Consider the following 20,542-nt stretch of genomic DNA (forward strand, 5'->3'; position numbering starts at 1 on the left):
GTACTTCGGGTTCAGGAGCGTACTTCGAGCAGGGGGACCAGCTGCTCGGCGGGGGTCATCGAACCGTGGTTGCCGACCATCGCCGACTCCTTCGGCTCCCGCTCGGAGGCGATGAGCAGGACGTCGTCCCGGGCGGCCGCGACCACGTCGCCGATCCTGCCGTAGACCCGTTCGTCGATCCGCGGGCCGAACCAGCCCGCGGCGATGGCCTCGTCGCGCGATGCCACCCAGAACTGCTCGCCGAGCACCTCGCGCCAGCAGGTCAGGACGTCGTTGGCCGCGCCGGGCACCGCGTAGACGTGGCGGGCACGGCCCTCGCCGCCGAGCAGGGCGACACCGGCGCTCAGCTCCCAGTCCTCGTCGAAGTCGATGCGGTGTTGCTCGTCGAAGGGCACGTCGATCATGCCGTGGTCGGCAGTGACGTAGAGCGCGCTGCGCGGCGGCAGTTGCTCGGCCAGTCGCTGGACGAGACGGTCGGCGTACATGAGCTGGCCGCGCCAGGTGTCGGAGTCGACGCCGTAGCGGTGGCCGGCGCCGTCGACCTCGGCGAAGTACGTGTACACCAGGGAGCGGTCACCGGCGGCCAGTTGCTCGGCCGCCAGGTCCACGCGGTCCTCGCCGGACAGCCGCCCGAGGAACTTTCCTCCACTGAGCGCGACCTTGGTCAGCGGGGTGTTCTCGAAGGTCGGGGACGACACCTGCGCGGCGTGCACCCCCGCCGCGTGCGCCAGCTGGAAGACCGTGGGGTACGGCTGCCAGGGACCGGGCGGGGCCCACGGCTGCCAGCGCAGCTGGTTCATCAGCTCGCCGGTGTCGGGGTTGCGGACGGTGTAGCCGGGCAGGCCGTGGGCGCCCGGGGGCAGGCCGGTACCGACGGAGGCGAGGGAGGTCGCTGTGGTGGCCGGGTAGCCGGCGGTGAGCGGACGTCCGGTGCCACCGCGGGAGGTGGCGAGCAGGGACGTCATGAAGGGGGCGTCCTCAGGGTGCGCCCTGAGCTGCTCCCAGCCGAGGCCGTCGATCAGGAACACGCAGTTGCGGTCGGCTGGGGTCAGCTCTGCGATCGAGGCGGTCATGTCCGGCACGCCCAGGCCGGCGGCCAGGGTGGGCAGGAGGTCGGCGAGTGATCCGCTGCCGTACTCGGGCGCCGGTGCGGAGGCGACGGTGAGCGGTTCGGGGTGCTGGTCCCAAGCCGTATCGAGCTGCGTCATCAGCGGGTCGTGTCCGCGGTCGCCTCGGAGAGGGCCTGCGCGAAGGCGAGCGCCTCCCGCACGGTCTCCGGTCCGTCCCCGGCCTCGCTGACGCGCAGGCTGAGGTCGTCCGCCGTCGAGTTGCCGGTGTAGCCGTGGTCCGCCTCGCAGTTGGGGTCGCCGCAGGCGGCCGGCTCCAGGTCGATGCGCGAGACCGCGCCCCAGCCGATGGTGAGGACGACCTCACGGGGCAGGGTTCCCGGCTTGTACGACTCGGGGTTGGCGACCACGCGGCTGACCACGACCGACGAGATGCGGCCGATCTTCACGGACTCCGTCGACGTCGTGGCGTACGGCGTCGGGGAGGTGCTGTCGGCGGCCTGCTCGTCGGTGTGGCTGACGATGAAGCGGGTGTCCGTGAGGACGAGCACCGTCACATGCCGCCGTACCTCGTTCTGGTCGAACGTCGTCTCCTGATGGACCAGGTACGACCGCATGGGCTCACCGCCCACGGCGGCCTCCACCGCCTCGGCCACGAGGGCCGGGTAGTAGCCGCTGCGCTCGATCGCCGCCCGCAGCCCCTGGGTCGTCGTACTGGTCTTGGCCATGACGCCCATCCTACGGGGGACCACTGACTGCGAGGGACCGCTCGCCCCCGGTCAGTACGCGGGGAGCGTTCGCGGGCCGAGGTCGTCGCGGACGGGAGGGGGTGCGAGACGGACGGAGGCGCCGAGAACGCTCAGGCCGTGCGAGGCGACGACGACCGGCTCCAGCGTGACCGCGACGACCTCGGGGTGGTCGTCGACCAGCCGGGACACCCGCAGCAGCAGCTCCTCCAGGGCCCGGGTGTCGGCCGGTGCGGAGCCGCGCCAGCCGAACAGCAGGGGGGCGGTGCGGATCGAGCGCACCAGCGAGGTCGCTTCCCGGTCGGTGACCGGGATCAGCCGGTGCGCGGTGTCCCCGAGCAGTTGCGAGGCGGCCCCGGCGAGCCCGAAGGAGAGCACGGCTCCGGCCGCGGGGTCGATGACGGCCCGTACGACGACGTCCACGCCGCGCGGTGCCATCCGCTGCACCACCGGCCGCAGCTCCTCCGGCGTGCCGAACAGATCGGTCAACTCGGCGTAGGACCGTCGCAGCTGGTCCTCGTCCGCGAGGTCGAGGCGGACACCGCCCAGGTCGGCGCGGTGCCTCAGATGCGGGGCGGTGGCCTTGAGGGCGACGGGGTAGCCGAGGGTGCGGGCGGCCTCGACGGCGGCGTCGGGGGTCGCGGCGGGCAGGGCGCGGTGGACCTGGACGCCGTAGTGGCCGAGGAGGTCGCAGGTCTCGTCGGTGCCGAGCGTGAGCCCCTGCCCGCGCGCGAGCAGGCCGCCGATCAGTGCTGCGGCGCCCTTTTCCCGGATGTCGTCGTACTCGGGCACCTTGCCGGGGTCGGCGGCGTCGCGTCGCCACTGCGCGTAGGTGACGGCCTGACCGAGGGCGCGGACGGCGCGCTCCGCGGCGGGGTAGGCGGGGATGAGGTGGGCGTCTTCGGGGGCTTCGGCGGCGGGGAGTTCTTCCGCTGCGGGCGCCGCACTTGGGGCGTTCTGCTGCGGTTTGTCCGATGAGGCTGGTGCCGTGCTCGCCGCCGCCGACAGAGCCTCCGCCAGGCCGCCGAGCTCCACGTGGACCACCAGGACCGGCTTGGCCGGAGCGGCTGCCGAGGCCGAGCGCAGGGCCTGCGCTAGAGCGGCGTCGCCGACCGACCCCTCCCCCACCGCCGGTATGGCGGTGACGACGACGGCGTCACACCGGTCGTCGGCCAGCGCGCGGGACAGGGCCGCGTGGAAGTCGGCCGCGGACGCCGCCGTGGTCAGGTCCTGCGGAGGGTGCGGCCGCAGGCCCTCGGCGAGGCACGCGTCGTAGGTGAGTAGGCCGAGCGACTCGGAGTTGCCGAAGATCGCCACCCTGGGCCCGGCGGGCAGGGGCTGGCGGTCGAGCAGCAGGCCCGTGTCCACCAGCTCGGTGATGGTGTCGACGCGGATGACGCCGGCCTGCCTCAGCAGCGCCGACACGGTCGCGTGCGGGAGCCGCGTCGCCCTTACGGCGTGCCCCTGGGGGGCGGCGGCGTGCCGCGCGCCCTGGACGACGACCAGGGGCTTGGCCGCGGCGGTCCGGCGGGCGAGGCGGGTGAACTTGCGGGGATTGCCGATGGACTCCAGGTACATGAGGACGACGTCGGTGTCGGGATCCTCGTACCAGTACTGCAGGACATCGTTGCCGGAGACGTCCGCACGGTTGCCGGAGGAGACGAAGGTGGAGACGCCGGTCACGCCCGTGACGCCGCCGCCGCGCCGGTGCAGCCGGGACAGCAGGGCGATGCCGATGGCGCCGGACTGGGCGAACAGGCCGATCCGGCCGGGGCGCGGCACCTCGGGGGCGAGAGAGGCGTTGAGCCGTACCCGTGGGGAGGTGTTGATGATGCCGAAGGCGTTCGGGCCGATGATCCGCATGCCGTACGTGCGCGCGTGCCGTACGAGGGCGCGCTGGCGTTCGCGCCCCTCGAGGCCGCTCTCGGCGTACCCGGCGGAGACCACGACCAGCCCCTGCACGCCGTGTTCGCCGCACTCGGTGACGACCTCGGGGACGTGCTCGGCCGGGACGGCTACGACGGCGAGGTCTACGGGGCCGTCGATGTCCCGCACCGAGCGGTGGGCGGGCACCCCGTCGAGCTCCTTCTGATCCTCGGGGAGGGCCTTGTTCACGGCGTAGAGGCGGCCGGTGTACCCGGCGTCGCGGATGTTGCCGAGGACGCTGCGGCCCACGCCGCCGGGTGTGCGTCCGGTGCCGATGACGGCGACCGAGCCGGGGGCGAGCAGGCGCTGCACGGACCGTGCCTCGGCGCGGTGTTCGCGGGCGTACTGCACAGCCAGGGAGCGGTCGGTGGGTTCGAGGTCGAACTCCAGACGGACGACACCGTCCTCGAAGCTGCGCTTCTGGGTGTAGCCGGCGTCCGTGAACACCTTGATCATCTTGGTGTTGGCGGGCAGCACCTCGGCGGCGAAACGGCGGATGCCGCGCTCGCGGGCGACGGCTCCGATGTGTTCGAGCAGCGCGGAGGCGACCCCGCGGCCCTGGTGGGCGTCCTGGACGAGGAAGGCGACCTCGGCCTCGTCGGCGGGTGCGGACGCGGGCGTTCCGTCCGCGCCGATCCGGTCGTAGCGTACGGTGGCGATGAACTCGCCGCCGACCGTGGCCGCGAGTCCCACCCGGTCCACAAAGTCGTGGTGCGTGAAGCGGTGGACGTCCTTGGCGGACAGGCGAGGGTACGGCGCGAAGAAGCGGTAGTACTTCGACTCGTCGGAGACCTGCTCATAGAAGCTGACCAGGCGATCGGCGTCATCAACGGTGATGGGCCGGATGCGCGCGGTGCCTCCGTCGCGCAGCACCACGTCGGCTTCCCAGTGGGCGGGATACTCATGCCGGTCCGGCGAGGTCTGCATGGGCCCCAGAGTACGGCTAGCGCCTGACAACGGCGCGAGGCAGTCTGTGGAGGGCGTCAGTCGGGTTGAGGCCGCGATCCGACGGCACCCCCGGAGTGGAACGCGAGGACCGCTCCGGGCGGGCTTCACGATATGGGAAACTGGTCTAGACAACCCTGAACACCGAAGGGCAGCAACACATGGCTGAGCGCCGCGTCAACGTCGGCTGGGCCGAGGGCCTCCACGCCCGCCCCGCCTCCATCTTCGTCCGAGCCGCCACGGCCGCAGGCGTCCCGGTGACGATCGCCAAGGCTGACGGCAACCCCGTCAACGCGGCCTCGATGCTGGCCGTCCTGGGCCTCGGCGCCCAGGGGGGCGAGGAGATCGTCCTCGCCTCCGACGCCGAGGGCGCGGACGCCGCCCTCGACCGGCTGGCGAAGCTGGTCTCCGAGGGTCTCGAGGAACTGCCCGAGACCGTCTGAATGTCCTGAGCGCCCGATGCGGCGCACAGCGAGGGGCTCGTCCGAATTCACCGGGCGGGCCCTTCGCCATTCCCGGTCCGCACGGGGCAGGAATTCCCGCCTTTGGGCAGCGGAAACAAACCCCCGGAAATTCACTTCTCTTTGTATACGGCTTCCGTGTTAATGCCGCAGGCTCGCCGTGTTTACGGGATGTTGCGAGTTCCTCACACGGTCGGCGCGTTCCTCGGCGGAGCCCAGGCGCAGGCGGTGCGCGCCGGTCGCACGCTCGGCGTGCAGCGCCGTGACCGCCCGCGCGCGTTCCCCGTCCCCGCGCGCCACCGCGTCCACGATCGCGCCGTGTTCCGTCCAGGACTCCACCGGGTTGAGCGGCGCCTCCACGGCATACATCCACGTGATCTTGTGGCGGAGCTGGGTGAGCATCGAGGTCAGGGCGGGGCTGCCGGAGGCCTGGGCGAGCGTCTCGTGGAACCAGGCGCCCAGGGAGCGCAGGTCGTCGCTGTTGCCACGACGGGCCCGGTCCTGGCCCAGCCGCACCAGGCCGCGCAGGACCTTCAGATGCGCCTCGGTGCGGCGCTGGGCGGCGCGGGCCGCACCGAGCGGCTCCAGGAGCATCCGCATCTCCAGCAGGTCGCCGGCCTCCTGCTCGGTGGGTTCGGCCACGCACGCGCCCGCGTGCCGGCGGGTCACCACGAAGCCCTCGGCCTCCAGCGTGCGCAGCGCCTCCCGGACGGGCACCCGCGAGACGCCGTAACGGCGGGCGAGGAGTTCCTCGGTGAGCCGGCTGCCGCGTGCGTGGACACCCGCGACGATGTCGTCCCGGATGGCGGTGCACACCGAGTGCGCGGGAATACGCATGACCGACCTCCGCTTAATCCCCGTGAAACGCCGACGAGCGACGCATGTTTCCGTGACTCTATTGCAATGAGCCGGAATTTCCGACGGCAGTCGAGAATTGAGGGATATTTTTTGGACAGCGGACATGCCGGGGGATCCAGAACGGGCCCGCGGACATCGGGCGGGCATCCGGAAAAACACCGAAAGCCCCGGCTCGGGGAGCCGGGGCCTCGGGGAACGGAGGAGGGGTTCCGCTCAGACGCTGACGCCGTGCGAGCGGAGGTAGGCCACCGGGTCGATGTCCGAGCCGTACTCGGGGCTCGTACGGGCCTCGAAGTGCAGGTGCGGGCCCGTGACGTTGCCGGTCGCGCCGGACAGGCCGATCTGCTGGCCGGGGGTGACCTTCTGGCCGACCGAGACGCCGATGGACGACAGGTGGCCGTACTGCGTGTACGTGCCGTCGTCCATCTTGATCACGATGTTGTTGCCGTAGGAGCCGCCCCAGCCGGCCTCGACGACCTCGCCCATGCCGACCGCGTGGACGGAGGTGCCGGTGGCGGCGTGGAAGTCGACGCCGGTGTGGCTGCCGGAGGACCACAGGCCGCTGCTCGCCTTGTAGCCGGTGGAGACGTACGAGCCGGAGATCGGGGGCACGAAGGAGTTGAGGCGCTTGCGCTCGGCCTCACGGGCGGCGCGCTCCTTGACCTCGCGGGCCTTCTCGGCCTCCTCCTTGGCCTTCTGGGCCACCTCGGCGGCCCGCTTGCGGGCGGCCTCCTCGGCCTTCTGCTTGGCGGCGGCCTCCTCGGCGGCCTGCTGCTGCGCGACGGCCTGGGCGTCGATCTGCTGGGCCACGGTGTCACCCATGGTGACGACCGGGGTGAGGCCGGTCTGCTCGGCACTGGGCTCGGCGGCGAAGGCCGCGGGGGCCGCCACGGTGCCGATCACGCCAGTTGTGGCGAGGGCCGCGACACCCGCCGCGCGGGCGGTGCGGCGCTGGATCCTGCTGGGACGACGGTGCTTCCCGGTGGCGCGAGTGAACGCCATGTGGTGGCTGGTCCTTTCCTTCCCTCTCGCCTACCGGGTTAGCTGACGGGTTCGGAGCAGGAAGGTCTCCTACGGACTCCCTCGCGGCACGCGCGGGCGTCCGATTCACCCCAGGGACTGCGGTGGGTCCCCGGCTCCCCTGGCTCGCGCCGTACGGGGACTCGGCGATGACTGTCCGGTGCCGCGGGTGCGGCGCACTGCCTGACGAACAGCCCGGATGACGCTAAGCGGCGCCGCTTTCAATTCCCAAACGAATCCCGGCTTTTGTAGCGCATCCCACAGGGCAGACAGGCAACTCCCATACCAATTCGGGCATAAAGGGGCCCTGGTGCCTTCGAAGACATCCAGGGCCCCTGAACGCGCGTGCCGCTACTCGGCGGCGACCACGGTGACTTCGCCGATGCCGAGGGCCTCGACAGGCGCCTTGATCTGCGCCGCGTCACCGACGAGGACGGTCACCAGCCGGTCCACCGGGAAGGCGCTGACGGCCGCCGCGGTGGCCTCCACGGTGCCGGTCGTGGCGAGCTGCCGGTACAGGGTGGCCTGGTAGTCGTCGGGCAGATGCTGCTCGACCTGGTCGGCCAGCGTGCTCGCGACGGCCGCCGCCGTCTCGTACTTCAGCGGCGCGACGCCGACCAGGTTCTGCACGGCGACGTCCCGCTCGGCGTCGGTCAGCCCCTCGGCGGCGAGGGTGCGCAGCACCGTCCAGAGGTCCTCCAGAGCGGGGCCGGTGTTGGGCGTGTCCACGGAGCCGCTGATGGCGAGCATCGCCGCACCCGTGCCGTCGGGAGCGGACCTGAGGACCTGGCCGAACGCCCGCACGCCGTAGGTGTAGCCCTTCTCCTCGCGCAGGACACGGTCCAGGCGGGAGGTGAGGGTGCCGCCGAGGCAGTAGGTGCCGAGCACCTGCGCGGGCCACACGCGGTCGTGCCGGTCCGGGCCGATCCGGCCGATCAGCAGCTGCGTCTGGACGGCGCCCGGGCGGTCCACGATGACGACCCGGCCGGTGTCGTCGGCGGTCACCGGCGGCACGGGACGCGGCTCGGCCGGGGAGCCCGTCCAGGCGCCCAGCGTGTCCCCGAGCAGGGCGTCGAGGTCGATGCCGGTGAGGTCCCCGACGACCACGGCGGTTGCCGTGGCGGGGCGGACGTGCTTCTCGTAGAAGGCGCGTACGCCCGCGGAGTCGATGGCGGCGACGGTCTCCTCGGTGCCCTGCCGCGGCCGCGACATGCGCGAGTCCGCCGGGAACAGCTCCTTGGAGAGCTCCTTGGCCCCCCGGCGGGACGGGTTGGCCAGCTCGTGCGGGATCTCGTCGAGACGGTTGGCGACCAGTCGCTCGACCTCGCTGTCGGCGAACGCGGGGGCCCTCAGGGCGTCGGCGACCAGGCCCAGTCCCTTGGCGAGCCGGGAGGCCGGCACCTCCAGGCTGAGCCGGACGCCGGGGTGGTCGGCGTGCGCGTCGAGAGTGGCGCCGGCGCGCTCCAGCTCGGCGGCGAAGTCCTCGGCGGAGTGCTTGTCGGTGCCCTCGGAGAAGGCCCGGGCCATGATCGTGGCCACACCGTCGAGGCCGGCGGGCTCGGCCTCCAGGGGGGCGTCGAGCAGCACCTCCACGGCGACGACCTGCTGACCGGGGCGGTGGCAGCGCAGCACCGTGAGGCCGTTGTCGAGCGAGCCGCGCTCGGGGGCCGGGAAGGCCCACGGCTTGGCGTCGCCCGCCTGCGGCCGGGGGTGGAAGTCCATCGTGGCGAGCTCGGTCACCGGGCCGCCTCCTCGTTCTCGTCCTGGTCGGCGGGGGCTTCGGGGGCGGTCGGCTCATAGACGAGCACCGCGCGGTTGTCGGGCCGCAGGCGGGCCTTGGCGACCTCCTGGACCTCCTCCGGCGTGATCTCCAGCACGCGCTGGACGGCGGTCAGGGCGAGCTGCGGGTCGCCGAACAGCACCGCGTACCGGCACAGTTCGTCGGCGCGGCCCGCGACCGTGCCGAGCCGGTCCAGCCACTCGCGCTCCAACTGGGCCTGGGCGCGCTCCATCTCCTCGGCCGTGGGGCCCTCCTCGGCGAACCGGGCGAGCTCCTCGTCGATGGCGGTCTCGATGACCGGAACCTCCACGTCACCGGACGTCTTCACGTCCAGCCACCCCAGGGAGGGCGCCCCGGCGAGCCGCAGCAGGCCGAAGCCGGCCGCCACGGCCGTACGGTCGCGGCGCACGAGCCGGTTGTACAGGCGGGAGGACTCGCCGCCGCCGAGGACGGTGAGGGCCAGGTCGGCCGCGTCGCACGCGCGCGTGCCGTCGTGCGGCAGCCGGTAGGCGGCCATCAGGGCGCGGGCCGGGACCTCCTCCTCGACGACCTCGCGCAGCTGCTCGCCGATGGTCTCCGGCAGCGAGCCGTCGCGCGGGGCGGGCTTGCCGTCGTGGCCGGGGATGGAGCCGAAGTACTTCTCGACCCAGGCGAGGGTCTGCTCCGGGTCGATGTCGCCCACCACGGAGAGCACGGCGTTGTTCGGCGCGTAGTAGGTGCGGAAGAACGCGCGCGCGTCCTCCAGGGTCGCCGCGTCCAGGTCGGCCATCGAGCCGATCGGGGTGTGGTGGTAGGGGTGGCCCTCCGGGTAGGCGAGGGCGGTCAGCTTCTCGAAGGCGGTGCCGTACGGGACGTTGTCGTAGCGCTGGCGGCGCTCGTTCTTGACGACGTCGCGCTGGTTCTCCATCGACTCGTCGTCGAGCGCGGCCAGCAGCGAGCCCATGCGGTCGGCCTCCAGCCAGAGGGCGAGCTCCAGCTCGTGGGCGGGCATGGTCTCGAAGTAGTTGGTCCGCTCGAAGCTGGTCGTGCCGTTCAGCGAGCCGCCCGCGCCCTGGACGAGCTCGAAGTGACCGTTGCCCTTGACCTGCGCGGAACCCTGGAACATCAGGTGCTCGAAAAGGTGAGCCAGGCCGGTACGCCCCTTGACTTCGTGGCGTGAGCCGACGTCGTACCAGAGGCACACCGCCGCGACCGGGGTCAGGTGGTCCTCGGAGAGCACCACGCGCAGGCCGTTGGCCAGGCGGTGCTCGGTCGCTGTCAGGCCCCCGGAGCCTGCCTGGGCTGTGGCCGTGTGACCCATGGGCATGTACGTCCCTTCGCTCGCGGTGCGGTTGTTCAGACCGCGGATTCCTGCCGGTCCTGCCACTGTATGCAAGCGTGCGGAGCCCTGGTGAAGTTCCCGGCGGCGACCTGGACCCGAGAGCGCGGGATGCGCCCCGGACCGGGTCCTGGTCCCGGTTGTCAGTGCGGCGGTCCACAATGGTCGGCGTCAGATCCGGATCGCAGCAGCACGAGCGAGCCGCAGGGGCGGTCGGTGACGAGAGGGCGAGCGCACACAGGCCCGAAGGGCTGAGTACGGTCGGTGTCTCATCAGCGCACGAACGCCTCGTAGGCGAGCGACCAGTAACAGGAGGAGCCGGCAGCGATGGCCCGCCGCAGCACGAAGACCCCGCCGCCCGACGACGCGTACGAGGAGCGGATCCTCGACATCGACGTCGTCGACGAGATGCAGGGCTCCTTCCTCGAGTACGCGTACTCGGTCATCTACTCCCGCGCCCTGCCGGACGCACGCGACGGCCTCAAGCCGGTGCACCGCCGCATCGTCTACCAGATGAGCGAGATGGGCCTGCGCCCCGAGCGCGGGTACGTCAAGTGCGCCCGTGTCGTCGGCGAGGTGATGGGTAAGCTGCACCCGCACGGCGACGCGTCGATCTACGACGCCCTCGTGCGCATGGCCCAGCCCTTCTCGATGCGGGTCCCCCTGGTCGACGGCCACGGCAACTTCGGTTCCCTGGGCAACGACGACCCGCCGGCCGCCATGCGGTACACCGAGTGCCGGATGGCCGAGGCCACGAGCCTGATGACGGAGTCCATCGACGAGGACACCGTCGACTTCAACCCCAACTACGACGGCCAGGAGCAGGAGCCGGTGGCCCTGCCCGCCGCCTTCCCGAACCTCCTGGTCAACGGCGCCTCGGGCATCGCCGTCGGCATGGCCACCAACATGGCGCCGCACAACCTGCGCGAGGTCATCGCCGCCGCCCGCCATCTGATCAGGTACCCGAACGCGGATCTCGACGCGCTGATGAAGCACGTCCCGGGCCCCGACCTGCCCACGGGCGGGCGCATCGTCGGCCTGTCCGGCATCCGGGACGCGTACGAGTCCGGCCGCGGCAGCTTCAAGATCCGGGCGACGGTGTCGGTGGAGCCCGTGACGGCCCGCCGCAAGGGTCTCGTCGTCACGGAGCTGCCCTTCACGGTCGGCCCCGAGAAGGTCATCGCCAAGATCAAGGACCTGGTCGGCTCGAAGAAGATCCAGGGCATCGCCGACGTCAAGGACCTCACCGACCGCGCGCACGGCCTGCGCCTGGTGATCGAGATCAAGAACGGCTTCGTGCCGGAGGCCGTCCTGGAGCAGCTCTACAAGCTGACGCCGATGGAGGAGTCCTTCGGCATCAACAACGTGGCCCTGGTCGACGGCCAGCCGCTCACGCTGGGCCTCAAGGAGCTCCTTGAGGTCTATCTCGACCACCGCTTCAACGTCGTCCGGCGGCGCTCGGAGTTCCGCCGCGGCAAGAAGCGCGACCGGCTGCACCTGGTCGAGGGTCTGCTGACGGCCCTGCTGGACATCGACGAGGTCATCCGCCTGATCCGCTCCAGCGAGAACTCCGCGCAGGCCAAGCAGCGCCTGATGGAGCAGTTCTCGCTGAGCGAGGTGCAGACGCAGTACATCCTCGACACGCCGCTGCGCCGCCTCACCAAGTACGACCGCATCGAGCTGGAGACGGAGAAGGACCGGCTCAACGCGGAGATCGAGGAGCTGACCCGGATCCTCGACTCGGACTCCGAGCTGCGCAAGCTGGTCTCCTCCGAACTGGCCAACGTCGCCAAGAAGTTCGGCAGCGACCGGCGTACGGTGCTGCTGGAGTCGGGCGGTGCCCCGGTCGCGGCGGTGCCGCTCCAGGTGGCCGACGACCCGTGCCGGGTGCTGCTGTCCTCCACGGGTCTGCTGGCCCGTACGGCCAACGGCGAGCCCTTCACGGAGGAGCCCGGCGCCAAGCGCGTGAAGCACGACGTGATCGTCTCGGCGGTGCCGGCCACCGCCCGCGGCGAGGTGGGCGCGGTCACCTCGGCGGGCCGGCTGCTGCGGCTGAACGTGGTCGACCTGCCCCAGCTCCCCGAGTCGCCGTCGGCGCCGAACCTCGCGGGGGGCGCCCCGCTGGCGGAATTCGTCTCCCTGGAGGACGACGAGACGGTGATCTGCCTGACCACGCTCGACGAATCGTCGCCGGGTCTGGCGCTGGGCACGGCACAGGGCGTCGTCAAGCGCGTGGTGCCGGACTATCCGGCCAACAAGGAAGAGCTCGAGGTCATCAGCCTCAAGGAGGGCGACCGGATCGTCGGCGCGATCGAGCTGCGCACCGGTGAGGAGGACCTGGTCTTCATCACGGACGACGCGCAGCTGCTGCGCTTCCAGGCGTCCCAGGTCCGCCCGCAGGGGCGTCCGGCCGGCGGTGTGGCCGGCATCAAGCTCACCGAGGGCGCGAAGGTCATCTCCTTCACGGCGGTGGACCCGGCCGTGGACGCCGTCGTCTTCACCGTCGCCGGCTCGCGGGGCACGCTGGACGACTCCGTCCAGACGACGGCCAAGCTGACCCCGTTCGACCAGTACCCGCGCAAGGGCCGCGCCACCGGCGGTGTCCGCTGTCAGCGGTTCCTGAAGGGCGAGGACTGCCTGTCCCTGGCCTGGGCGGGCCCCGTCCCGGCCCTGGCGGCACAGAAGAACGGCACTCCGGCCGAGCTCCCGGAGATCGACCCGCGCCGTGACGGTTCCGGGGTCTCCCTGGCGAAGACGGTTGCGGTGGTGGCCGGGCCGGTCTAGGCGCTGGGGGCCGGGCCGGTCCAAGCGTGGGTGGCCGGGCCGGTCCAGGCCTGGTCGGCGCCGTCCTCCTCGGGGTCGCGCACATACCGCAGGACGCCCCACATGCCGTGCTCGTCGGCGTGTGGGGCCTCGCTCCTGCACGCCTGCAACTCCTTCTCGAGAGCGGCGGCGTCGATCCCCGAGCCGATGAGGACGAGCTGGGTGAGGCGTTCGGAGTCGGCCGGCCAGGGCTCCGGGTAGAAGCGCAGGAAGCGCCCTACGGCATGGACGGCGTAGCGGTTGCGGATGTCGTACGGCCCGAAGTCGACGTAGCCCTTGATCCGGTACAGGCCCTCGGGCCGGCTGTCGAGGAACGTCATCAGCCGACGTGGATCGATGGAGGCCTCGGAGGCGAACGACAGGCTGTCGTAGGCGGCGTGCAGGTGACCGGCGTGGGCGTCCGGGCCGTGCCGGTGCGCGTCGCCGTCCTGGGCGGCGTGAGAGTGACCGTCGTGCGGGTCGTCTTCGCGCGGGTCGGCTTCGTGGAGGTCGGCTTCGTGGAGGTCGTCGAAGGACAGCTGCCCGATGCGTTCCTCGCTCGGTCGGCAGTCGAAGAGGAACTCGGGGTCGATCCGGCCGTAGGTGGCCGGGACGACGGCGGCGCGGTCGACGAGGGACCGGACCAGTTCGAGGACGCCTTCGCCGTCCGCGGCCCCGTCGAGCTTGTTGACCACGACGAGGTCGGCCAGCGCGAGGTGCCGGTCGATCTCGGGGTGTCTGGCCCGGGTGGCGTCGAACTCGGCGGCGTCGACGACCTCGACGAGCCCGCCGTACACCACCCCGGGATGCTCGCTGGCCAGCAGCATCCGCACGAGTTCCTGCGGTTCGGCGAGTCCGCTGGCCTCGATGACGATGACGTCGATGCCGAGGGTGGGCTCCGCGAGCCGCTCCAGGTACTGGTCCAGCTCGCTCGCGTCGACGGCGCAGCACAGGCAGCCGTTGCCGAGGGAGACCGTCGAGTCGCCGAGTGCTCCCGCCACTGCCATCGCGTCGATCTCGATCGCCCCGAAGTCGTTGACGAGGGCGCCGATACGGCTGCCGCCGCTGCGGTGCAGGAGGTGATTGAGCAGGGTGGTCTTCCCCGAGCCGAGGAATCCGGCCAGGACGACGACCGGGATCTGCTGCGGTTTCGGGCTCGGCTGGCTCACCGTGCGACCTTTCTCGTGCCGACGCGTGCACCGGCTCGCGTTCCCGGCACACGTGGGGGATGGGGATGCCGCCCCAGAATACGAGCCGCGAGATCCACGCCGAAGTGACGTCGGCAGCGCACCTCCGCGACGCTCAGGTCGCGGCACCCCCTCGGACACCGACGCTCAGGCGGGCACAGGCGCCGGCGCCTCCGGCCCCACGTACCGCGCCACCGGCCTGATGATCTTCGTGTCCTCCGCCTGCTCCAGGATGTTGGCGCTCCAGCCCACCGCCCGTGCTGCGGCGAAGGTCGGGGTGAACATCTCGCGGGGCAGACCGCAGAGTTCCATGACCACGCCCGCGTAGTACTCGACGTTGGTGTGGAGTTCCCGGCCGGGCTTCAGCTCCGCCAGGATCGCCTCGATGTGACGCTCGACTTCGACGGCGAAGTCCACCCGCGGCCCGCCGAAGCCCTGGGCGACCTCGCGCAACATCCGGGACCGTGGGTCCTCCGTGCGGTAGATCGCGTGTCCGAAGCCCATGATGCGCTCACCGGCGAGCACCCGCTGACGCACCCAGGGCTCGATCCGGTCCGGGGTGCCGATCGCGTCCAGGGTGTCCAGCGCGCGGCTGGGCGCACCTCCGTGCAACGGACCCGACAGCGCGGCCACCGCCCCGGCCAGGCACGCCGCCACGTCCGCGCCCGTCGAGGCGATGACCCGGGCCGTGAAGGTGGACGCATTGAATCCGTGATCAATGGTTGAGATCAGGTACTGCTCGATGGCCCGTGCGTGCGGCTCGGCCGGCACCGAACCGGTCAGCATGTAGAGGTAGTTCGCCGCGTAGGACAGGTCCTCGCGCGGATCCACCGGTTCCAGCCCGTTGCCCAGCCGGTGCAGCGCCGTGAGCAGCGTGGGCACGGCCGCGGCCGCCTCGATCGTGTCCTGCCGGCGCCGGTCGGTGTCGATGTCGTACACGGGGCGGAATCCCTTCGCCGCGCCCAGCAGCGACAGGGCCGTACGCATCCCGGCGAGCGGTCCGGAACGTCCGCCGGCCGCCGCGATGGCGGGCAGTGCCGCTCGCACCTCGTCGGGCAGCCTCCGCAGCGCGGCGGTCTCGGCCGAGAAGGCCGCGCTCTGCCCGGCGTCCGGCAGTTCGCCGTGCACGAGCAGATGCCAGACGTCCTCGAAGCCGCGGGTGCGCGCGAGGTCGACGGCCGAGTACTGCCGGTAGTGGTAGAAGCCCTCCAGACCGCGGACGTCACCGATCCGGGTGTCGGTGACGACGACCCCGGCGAGCCCCCTGGGCGCTTCGAGAAGAGTGGCTGCTGACCTGTTGACGGACATGACTTCCTCCCTGAACTTGATTCGACTGTCTATGATTGATTTAAGTCGTGTCAATATTGATTGAATCAATAGGTCAGTCAATGGTCCACCAGACGGATACGGTGACCCCCATGCGCGATCAGGAACCCGCCCCCCTTGGCGCGGAACGACGGCTGAGCACCAAAGAGGCCGCCGAGCTGCTCGGCGTGAAGCCGGAAACCGTGTACGCGTACGTGAGTCGCGGCCAGCTCAGCAGCCGACGGGTGAGCGGCGGGCGCGGCAGCACCTTCGACGCACGAGAGGTCGAGGCCCTCGCCCGGCGCAACAGGCGGGAGAGCGCGGGCGGTTCCGGTTCCGGCGCCGAGCTGTCCGTACGCACCCGGATCACGCTCATCGAGAACGACCGCTACTTCTTCCGCGGTGTCGACGCGGTCGACCTGGCCACACGCCACACCTACGAGGAGGTCGCCGAGTGGCTGTGGACGGGCCGGATGCTCCCGGGCCGCACATTCACCGCACCCGCCGCCTCCGTCGCGGTCGCCCGCCGTGCGGTCGAAGCCCTGCCCGAGCACGCCGCTCCGACCGACCGCCTGCGGGTGGCTACCATCGCCGCCGCGACCACCGACCCGCTGCGGTTCGACCTGTCCGAGGAGGCCGTGCTCGGCACCGCGCGCACCCTCATCCCCACGCTCGTCGACGCGCTGCCTCCCGCGGGGCACCACCGCCGCGACGAGGGCCCCCTGGCGCACCGCCTGTGGAGCAGGCTGTCGGTGCGCAAGGACCCCGACGAGGCATCCCTGCGCGCCCTGGACGCCGCCCTCGCCCTCCTCGCCGACCACGACCTGGCCGCATCCACCCTCGCCGTGCGTGTCGCCGCGTCGGCCCGTGCACACCCCTACGCGGCGGTCTCCGCGGGGCTGGGGGTGATCGAGGGCCCGCTGCACGGCGCGGCAAGCGGGCTCGCCCACCGGCTGTTGTGGGACGTGCTCGAACAGGGCGACGCGGCGCCCGTGATCGCGGGCGAACTGCGCGCCGGACGCCGCCTTCCGGGGCTCGGACACCGGCTGTACCCCGGTGAGGACCCACGCGCGCGTGCCCTGTTCGCCCTCCTGGAACAGATCCCGAGTGCGGAGCCCGCTCTCCTCGCCGCCCGCGACATCGTGGAGACCACCGCCCGGCACGCCCCCCTGCACGCCAACGTGGACCTGGCCCTCGCGGTGCTCACCGCGTCCTGCGGCATGGACCCGACCGCGGGCGAGACGATCTTCGCCGTGGCCCGGACGGCGGGCTGGATCGCCCACGCCCTCGAGGAGTACGGCGAACGCCCGCTGCGGATGCGGCCGAGCGGTCTCTACACAGGCCCGAAGCCTCCACAGCCACTGCCTGAGTAAGCGGATGCCGCCGATCGGTGGCTACGCAGACCCTAGACCTCCTCAGCCACTGCCGGAGTAAAGCGGGAGGGGGCCGAAAGTCGCGGCGACCCAAGTCAGGTTAGGCTCACCTCTGTGAGTACGTGCTCTAGCGTCTCCCGGGACTTCGACGAGCCCGTTTCGGGAACCGCGGCCACCGCGAGGACCTGGCTGTTGCTGGAACAGCCCGGTCCGTGGGGTGCCAAGGCGCTCACTTCGAGCCACCTGGACCCCGCCCTGGGCCGTGCCCTGGAGGCGGCCGCGAAGGACACGGGCGTACGGATCGCGCTCATCCGCCGCCCCGGGCGCCACGCGGACCGCCGCATGCCCGCCTCGCGCCGGGTGTACGCGGCGCACGTCGCCCCGGGGAACGTGTGGCTGCACAGCGCCTCGACCTCGGACCCCGGACAGCTGCTCGATCTCGACTTCGCGGGCCTCGGCCGGGGCGACCACCGCACGTTCGACGTACTGCTCGGCGGCCGGCCCCACGACGGCGACCCGCTTGCCCTCGTCTGCACCAACGGCAAGCGTGACCGCTGCTGCGCCCTCCTCGGCCGTCCTCTCGCGGCCGAGCTGGCGACGTCGGGGGTCGAGGGCGTTTGGGAGGTCACCCATCTGGGTGGTCACCGCTTCTCCCCCACCGTGCTCGTGCTGCCGTACGGATACGCGTACGGCCGGGCCGAGGCCCACTCCCTCAAGCAGGTCCTGCACAGCGCGCGGGAGGGGCGCATCGTCATGGAGGGATGCCGCGGCAGCTCCGCCTGGGAACGGCCCGGTCAGGCCGCCGAGCTCGCCGTGCGCACCGGGACCGGGGAATACGCCGCGGAGGCCCTGAGCGTCGTCCGGACGGTCGGTGCGGCACCGCGCTGGGAGGTGACCGTCGCCCACACCAACGGACGCCGCTGGCAGGTCGACGTGGCCCAGGCCGCGGGCCTGCCGCCCCGTCCGGAGAGCTGCGGGGCGTCCGTCCTCGGCTCGCCCGCGCGGATGGACGTGGTGGCGGTGCGCGAGGTGCGGGTGGCGACGGCACTGGCCGGCTGACCAGCGGGCTCGCCGTCTGGCCGCATGCGGCCCGGCCGCATGGATGCCACCGTCAAGCATGGACGACGTCCATCAAGCATGGACGCCATCGTTTCGGACCGTGACGCTGCATCCGCATGCGATGACATGCGATGACATGCGATGGCGTCCCCGAAGCGCACGCCGGAGTCCGGCGGCCAGTGCCGCACCAGGCGACAAGCGGCTCGTCGACCGGGCCCGTCCTCACATTGATCTGGAGATCCACGCCACACGCGTCTAGGGCGGGTAGCCGTCCGCACGTACGGTCTTGGGTATGAGCCCCACTCCCCCCGCACGCCGCCTGCGCCTCGGCCTGCCCCGGCGGGTGTTCTCGCAGGTGCTGCTGATGCAGGTCGTGATCGCTGCGGGGGTCGCGGTGCTCGCGACCGGACTGTTCCTCGCTCCCCTCAGCAATCAGCTGGACGACCAGGCGATGCGCCGTGCGCTCGCGATCGCGCAGACGACCGCGCAACTGCCCGACCTCGCGAAGGACCTGCGGGACACTCCCCCCGCGCCGAACGGCCCGGTGCAGCGGGAGGCGGAGCGGATCCGGAAGGCCACCAAGGCCGAGTACATCGTGGTGATGGACTGGCGGGGCGTGCGCTGGTCGCACACGGACCCGAAGCAGATCGGCGGCATCGTCTCCACCGACCCCGGCCAGGCCCTGGCCGGCAAGGAGGTCATGGAGATCGACAGCGGCACCCTGGGCCGCTCCGCCCGGGGCAAGGTGCCGCTGCGCGACAGCGACGGCCATGTCATCGGCGCGGTCTCGGTCGGCATCGCCTACGACAGCGTCCGGGCCCGTCTGATCCACGCGATCCCGGGGCTGCTGGCGTACGCCGGCGGCGCCCTGGCCGTGGGCGCACTGGCCGCGTACGTCATCTCACGCCGGGTCCAGCGGCAGACCAGGGACCTGGCCTTCTCGGACATCGCGGCGCTCCTGTCCGAACGTGAGGCGATGCTGCACGGCATCCGGGAAGGCGTCGTGGCCCTGGACTGCACCGGCCGCATCCGCCTCGTGAACGACGAGGCACAGCGCCTGCTGGGCATCGGGGAGACCGTCGTGGGCCGCTCCCCCGACGAGGCGCTCGGCACGGGCCGTACGGCCGACGTGCTGGCCGGACGGGTCACCGGTACGGATCTGCTCACCGTGCGCGGCCAGCGGGTGCTGGTCGCCAACCGGATGCCCACGGACGACGGCGGCGCCGTGGCCACCCTGCGCGACCGCACCGAGCTGGAGCAGTTGGGCCGCGAACTGGACTCCACCCGAGGTCTGATCGACGCCCTGCGCGCCCAGGACCATGAGCACGCCAACCGTATGCACACGCTTCTCGGGCTGCTCGAACTGGAGATGTACGACGACGCCGTCGAGTTCGTCGGAGAGGTGGTCGGTGACCACCGGGCCACAGCGGAACAGGTCACCGAGCGGATCGAGGATCCGTTGCTCGCCGCGCTGCTGGTCGGCAAGGCGACCGTCGCGGCCGAGCGGGGCGTCGCCCTGTGGGTGTCGGACCGGACCCGGCTCCCCGACCGACTGGTCGACCCGCAGGGGCTCGTCACGGTCGTGGGAAACCTGGTGGACAACGCCCTCGACGCCGTCGCCGGCACGCCGCACGCGCGCGTGGAGGTCGAACTGCGCGCCGAGGGGCGTACGGCGATCCTCCGGGTGCGTGACACGGGGCCGGGCGTCCCGCCGGAGCACCGGGAGTTGATCTTCACCTCGGGATGGTCTACGAAGAAGCCGCCGGCTCACCGTGAGCGGGGCATCGGACTCTCCCTGGTGCGCAGGCTGGCCGAACGGCAGGGTGGCAGCGCGACCGTCGGCGAGGCACACGGCGGGGGCGCGGAGTTCACCGTCGTCCTGCCCGAGGCACTGGCCGAGCCGGGTCCCGAACCGGCCGTGCTGACCGTGCCGTCAGTTCCGCACACCGCCGAGAAGGAGTCGTGATGATCGAGGTCCTGGTCGTGGACGACGACGTGAGAGTCGCGAAGGTCAACTCCGCCTACGTCGAGAAGGTGCCGGGCTTCCACGTCGCCGGTGAGGCACACAGCGCGGCACAAGCTCTGCGTCAGCTGGAGACACTGCCCCGGCTTGACCTGGTGCTCCTGGACCATTACCTGCCGGACGCCACGGGAGTCGCCGTGGTCCAGGAGATGCGGCGGCGCGGCGACCAGACCGACGTGATCATGGTGACGGCGGCCCGGGACGTCTCCACCGTGCAGGCGGCGATGCGGCACGGCGCGCTGCAGTACCTGGTCAAGCCGTTCGCCTTCGCCGGCCTGCGCGCCAAGCTGGAGGCCTACGCGGAACTGCGCCGCACCCTGGACGGCGGCGGGGAGGCGGAGCAGGCCGAGGTGGACCGTATCTTCGGAGCCCTGTCGGCACCGTCGGAGCCCGACCTGCCCAAAGGACACTCCCCCACCACCGCTGAGCTGGTCCGCCAGTCCCTGATGAACGCCAACGGGCCCCTGTCCGCCCAGGAGATCGCCGAGCGGACCGGGGTGAGCCGCCAGACCGCCCAGCGCTATCTGAAGCTCCTGGAGCGCACGGGACGGGCCAGGCTCACCCTGAAGTACGGCGACGCGGGCCGCCCGGAACACCGTTATGTGTGGGCGACCCGGGGCTAGGACCGTCAGCCGTTCGGCCTTCCGAAGGTTCGGTGACGGTCGCCGTCCT

The 20,542-nt window shown here is 71.8% G+C and carries 15 protein-coding genes and 1 riboswitch; of the genes, 6 read left to right on the forward strand and 9 right to left on the reverse strand.

Going from position 1 to position 20,542, the window contains the following annotated elements:
- Positions 1–11: 11 nt before the first annotated feature.
- Genes FDO69_RS20060 through FDO69_RS20070 form a run of 3 tightly spaced genes read right to left on the reverse strand, consistent with a single transcriptional unit; the run spans position 12 to position 4,666 of the window.
- Positions 12–1,208, reverse strand: a complete 1,197-nt coding sequence (locus FDO69_RS20060) for an alkaline phosphatase family protein (RefSeq protein ID WP_104781228.1) — start codon at positions 1,206–1,208, stop codon at positions 12–14.
- Positions 1,208–1,795 carry a DUF5998 family protein gene (locus FDO69_RS20065; RefSeq protein ID WP_170320912.1) on the reverse strand — a complete coding sequence of 196 codons (588 nt, stop codon included), beginning with the start codon at positions 1,793–1,795 and terminating at the stop codon, positions 1,208–1,210. Before FDO69_RS20065 ends, FDO69_RS20060 begins: the two co-directional genes overlap by 1 nt.
- A 51-nt stretch (positions 1,796–1,846) precedes the next feature.
- Complete coding sequence (locus FDO69_RS20070; protein WP_104781229.1) at positions 1,847–4,666, reverse strand: bifunctional acetate--CoA ligase family protein/GNAT family N-acetyltransferase; 2,820 nt, start codon at positions 4,664–4,666, stop codon at positions 1,847–1,849.
- A 179-nt stretch (positions 4,667–4,845) separates the two neighbouring features.
- On the opposite strand from FDO69_RS20070, the gene FDO69_RS20080 reads away from it, so the two are divergent.
- Positions 4,846–5,127, forward strand: coding sequence for an HPr family phosphocarrier protein (locus FDO69_RS20080; protein WP_003993478.1), 282 nt, complete (start codon positions 4,846–4,848; stop codon positions 5,125–5,127).
- A gap of 159 nt (positions 5,128–5,286) precedes the next feature.
- On the opposite strand, the gene FDO69_RS20085 is transcribed toward FDO69_RS20080, so the two are convergent.
- The 4 genes from FDO69_RS20085 to FDO69_RS20100 form a co-directional block, all read right to left on the reverse strand.
- Positions 5,287–5,982, reverse strand: a complete 696-nt coding sequence (locus FDO69_RS20085) for a GntR family transcriptional regulator (protein ID WP_104781230.1) — start codon at positions 5,980–5,982, stop codon at positions 5,287–5,289.
- A 234-nt stretch (positions 5,983–6,216) separates the two neighbouring features.
- Positions 6,217–7,005: a M23 family metallopeptidase gene (locus FDO69_RS20090; protein ID WP_104781231.1), complete on the reverse strand. Its 789-nt coding sequence runs from the start codon at positions 7,003–7,005 to the stop codon at positions 6,217–6,219.
- Positions 7,006–7,017: 12 nt separating this feature from the next.
- A riboswitch (cyclic di-AMP (ydaO/yuaA leader) is annotated at positions 7,018–7,182 on the reverse strand.
- 192 nt (positions 7,183–7,374) lie between these two features.
- On the reverse strand, positions 7,375–8,763 hold the full coding sequence (locus tag FDO69_RS20095; protein ID WP_104781232.1) for a M16 family metallopeptidase: 1,389 nt from the start codon (positions 8,761–8,763) through the stop codon (positions 7,375–7,377).
- On the reverse strand, positions 8,760–10,103 hold the full coding sequence (locus FDO69_RS20100; RefSeq protein ID WP_234388017.1) for a M16 family metallopeptidase: 1,344 nt from the start codon (positions 10,101–10,103) through the stop codon (positions 8,760–8,762). The genes FDO69_RS20095 and FDO69_RS20100 overlap by 4 nt, the downstream gene beginning before the upstream one ends.
- A gap of 345 nt (positions 10,104–10,448) precedes the next feature.
- Between FDO69_RS20100 and FDO69_RS20105 the strand changes: the two genes are divergently transcribed.
- Complete coding sequence (locus FDO69_RS20105; protein ID WP_104781233.1) at positions 10,449–12,905, forward strand: DNA gyrase/topoisomerase IV subunit A; 2,457 nt, start codon at positions 10,449–10,451, stop codon at positions 12,903–12,905.
- Here FDO69_RS20105 and FDO69_RS20110 read toward each other — a convergent pair.
- Positions 12,902–14,092 carry a CobW family GTP-binding protein gene (locus FDO69_RS20110; protein ID WP_104781234.1) on the reverse strand — a complete coding sequence of 397 codons (1,191 nt, stop codon included), beginning with the start codon at positions 14,090–14,092 and terminating at the stop codon, positions 12,902–12,904. The genes FDO69_RS20105 and FDO69_RS20110 overlap by 4 nt on opposite strands.
- A 165-nt stretch (positions 14,093–14,257) precedes the next feature.
- On the reverse strand, positions 14,258–15,418 hold the full coding sequence (locus FDO69_RS20115; protein ID WP_104781235.1) for a citrate synthase/methylcitrate synthase: 1,161 nt from the start codon (positions 15,416–15,418) through the stop codon (positions 14,258–14,260).
- A 110-nt stretch (positions 15,419–15,528) separates the two neighbouring features.
- Between FDO69_RS20115 and FDO69_RS20120 the strand changes: the two genes are divergently transcribed.
- From FDO69_RS20120 to FDO69_RS20135, 4 genes are all read left to right on the forward strand, one after another.
- Positions 15,529–16,788, forward strand: a complete 1,260-nt coding sequence (locus tag FDO69_RS20120) for a citrate synthase (RefSeq protein ID WP_104781236.1) — start codon at positions 15,529–15,531, stop codon at positions 16,786–16,788.
- Positions 16,789–16,902: 114 nt separating this feature from the next.
- The gene (locus tag FDO69_RS20125) at positions 16,903–17,847 is read left to right on the forward strand and encodes a sucrase ferredoxin (protein WP_104781237.1); all 945 of its coding nucleotides are present in this window, start codon (positions 16,903–16,905) and stop codon (positions 17,845–17,847) included.
- Between the two features lie 292 nt (positions 17,848–18,139).
- Entirely contained in the window at positions 18,140–19,813 is a 1,674-nt protein-coding gene (locus FDO69_RS20130; protein ID WP_104781238.1) for a sensor histidine kinase, read from the forward strand.
- Entirely contained in the window at positions 19,813–20,493 is a 681-nt protein-coding gene (locus FDO69_RS20135; RefSeq protein WP_104781239.1) for a response regulator, read from the forward strand. Before FDO69_RS20130 ends, FDO69_RS20135 begins: the two co-directional genes overlap by 1 nt.
- Positions 20,494–20,542: the final 49 nt, after the last annotated feature.

This window comes from Streptomyces tibetensis, assembly GCF_007655005.1.
Taxonomy (GTDB): Bacteria; Actinomycetota; Actinomycetes; order Streptomycetales; family Streptomycetaceae; genus Streptomyces; species Streptomyces tibetensis.

Excerpts from the sequence above, each read along its gene's own strand:
- FDO69_RS20060 (WP_104781228.1), bottom strand. The coding sequence starts at position 1,208 with ATGACGCAGCTCGATACGGCTTGGGACCAGCACCCCGAACCGCTCACC.
- FDO69_RS20115 (WP_104781235.1), bottom strand. The coding sequence starts at position 15,418 with ATGTCCGTCAACAGGTCAGCAGCCACTCTTCTCGAAGCGCCCAGGGGG.
- FDO69_RS20070 (WP_104781229.1), bottom strand. The coding sequence starts at position 4,666 with ATGCAGACCTCGCCGGACCGGCATGAGTATCCCGCCCACTGGGAAGCC.
- FDO69_RS20120 (WP_104781236.1), top strand. The coding sequence starts at position 15,529 with ATGCGCGATCAGGAACCCGCCCCCCTTGGCGCGGAACGACGGCTGAGC.
- FDO69_RS20105 (WP_104781233.1), top strand. The coding sequence starts at position 10,449 with ATGGCCCGCCGCAGCACGAAGACCCCGCCGCCCGACGACGCGTACGAG.
- FDO69_RS20100 (WP_234388017.1), bottom strand. The coding sequence starts at position 10,103 with ATGGGTCACACGGCCACAGCCCAGGCAGGCTCCGGGGGCCTGACAGCG.
- FDO69_RS20130 (WP_104781238.1), top strand. The coding sequence starts at position 18,140 with ATGAGCCCCACTCCCCCCGCACGCCGCCTGCGCCTCGGCCTGCCCCGG.
- FDO69_RS20065 (WP_170320912.1), bottom strand. The coding sequence starts at position 1,795 with ATGGCCAAGACCAGTACGACGACCCAGGGGCTGCGGGCGGCGATCGAG.
- FDO69_RS20135 (WP_104781239.1), top strand. The coding sequence starts at position 19,813 with ATGATCGAGGTCCTGGTCGTGGACGACGACGTGAGAGTCGCGAAGGTC.
- FDO69_RS20080 (WP_003993478.1), top strand. The coding sequence starts at position 4,846 with ATGGCTGAGCGCCGCGTCAACGTCGGCTGGGCCGAGGGCCTCCACGCC.
- FDO69_RS20090 (WP_104781231.1), bottom strand. The coding sequence starts at position 7,005 with ATGGCGTTCACTCGCGCCACCGGGAAGCACCGTCGTCCCAGCAGGATC.
- FDO69_RS20085 (WP_104781230.1), bottom strand. The coding sequence starts at position 5,982 with ATGCGTATTCCCGCGCACTCGGTGTGCACCGCCATCCGGGACGACATC.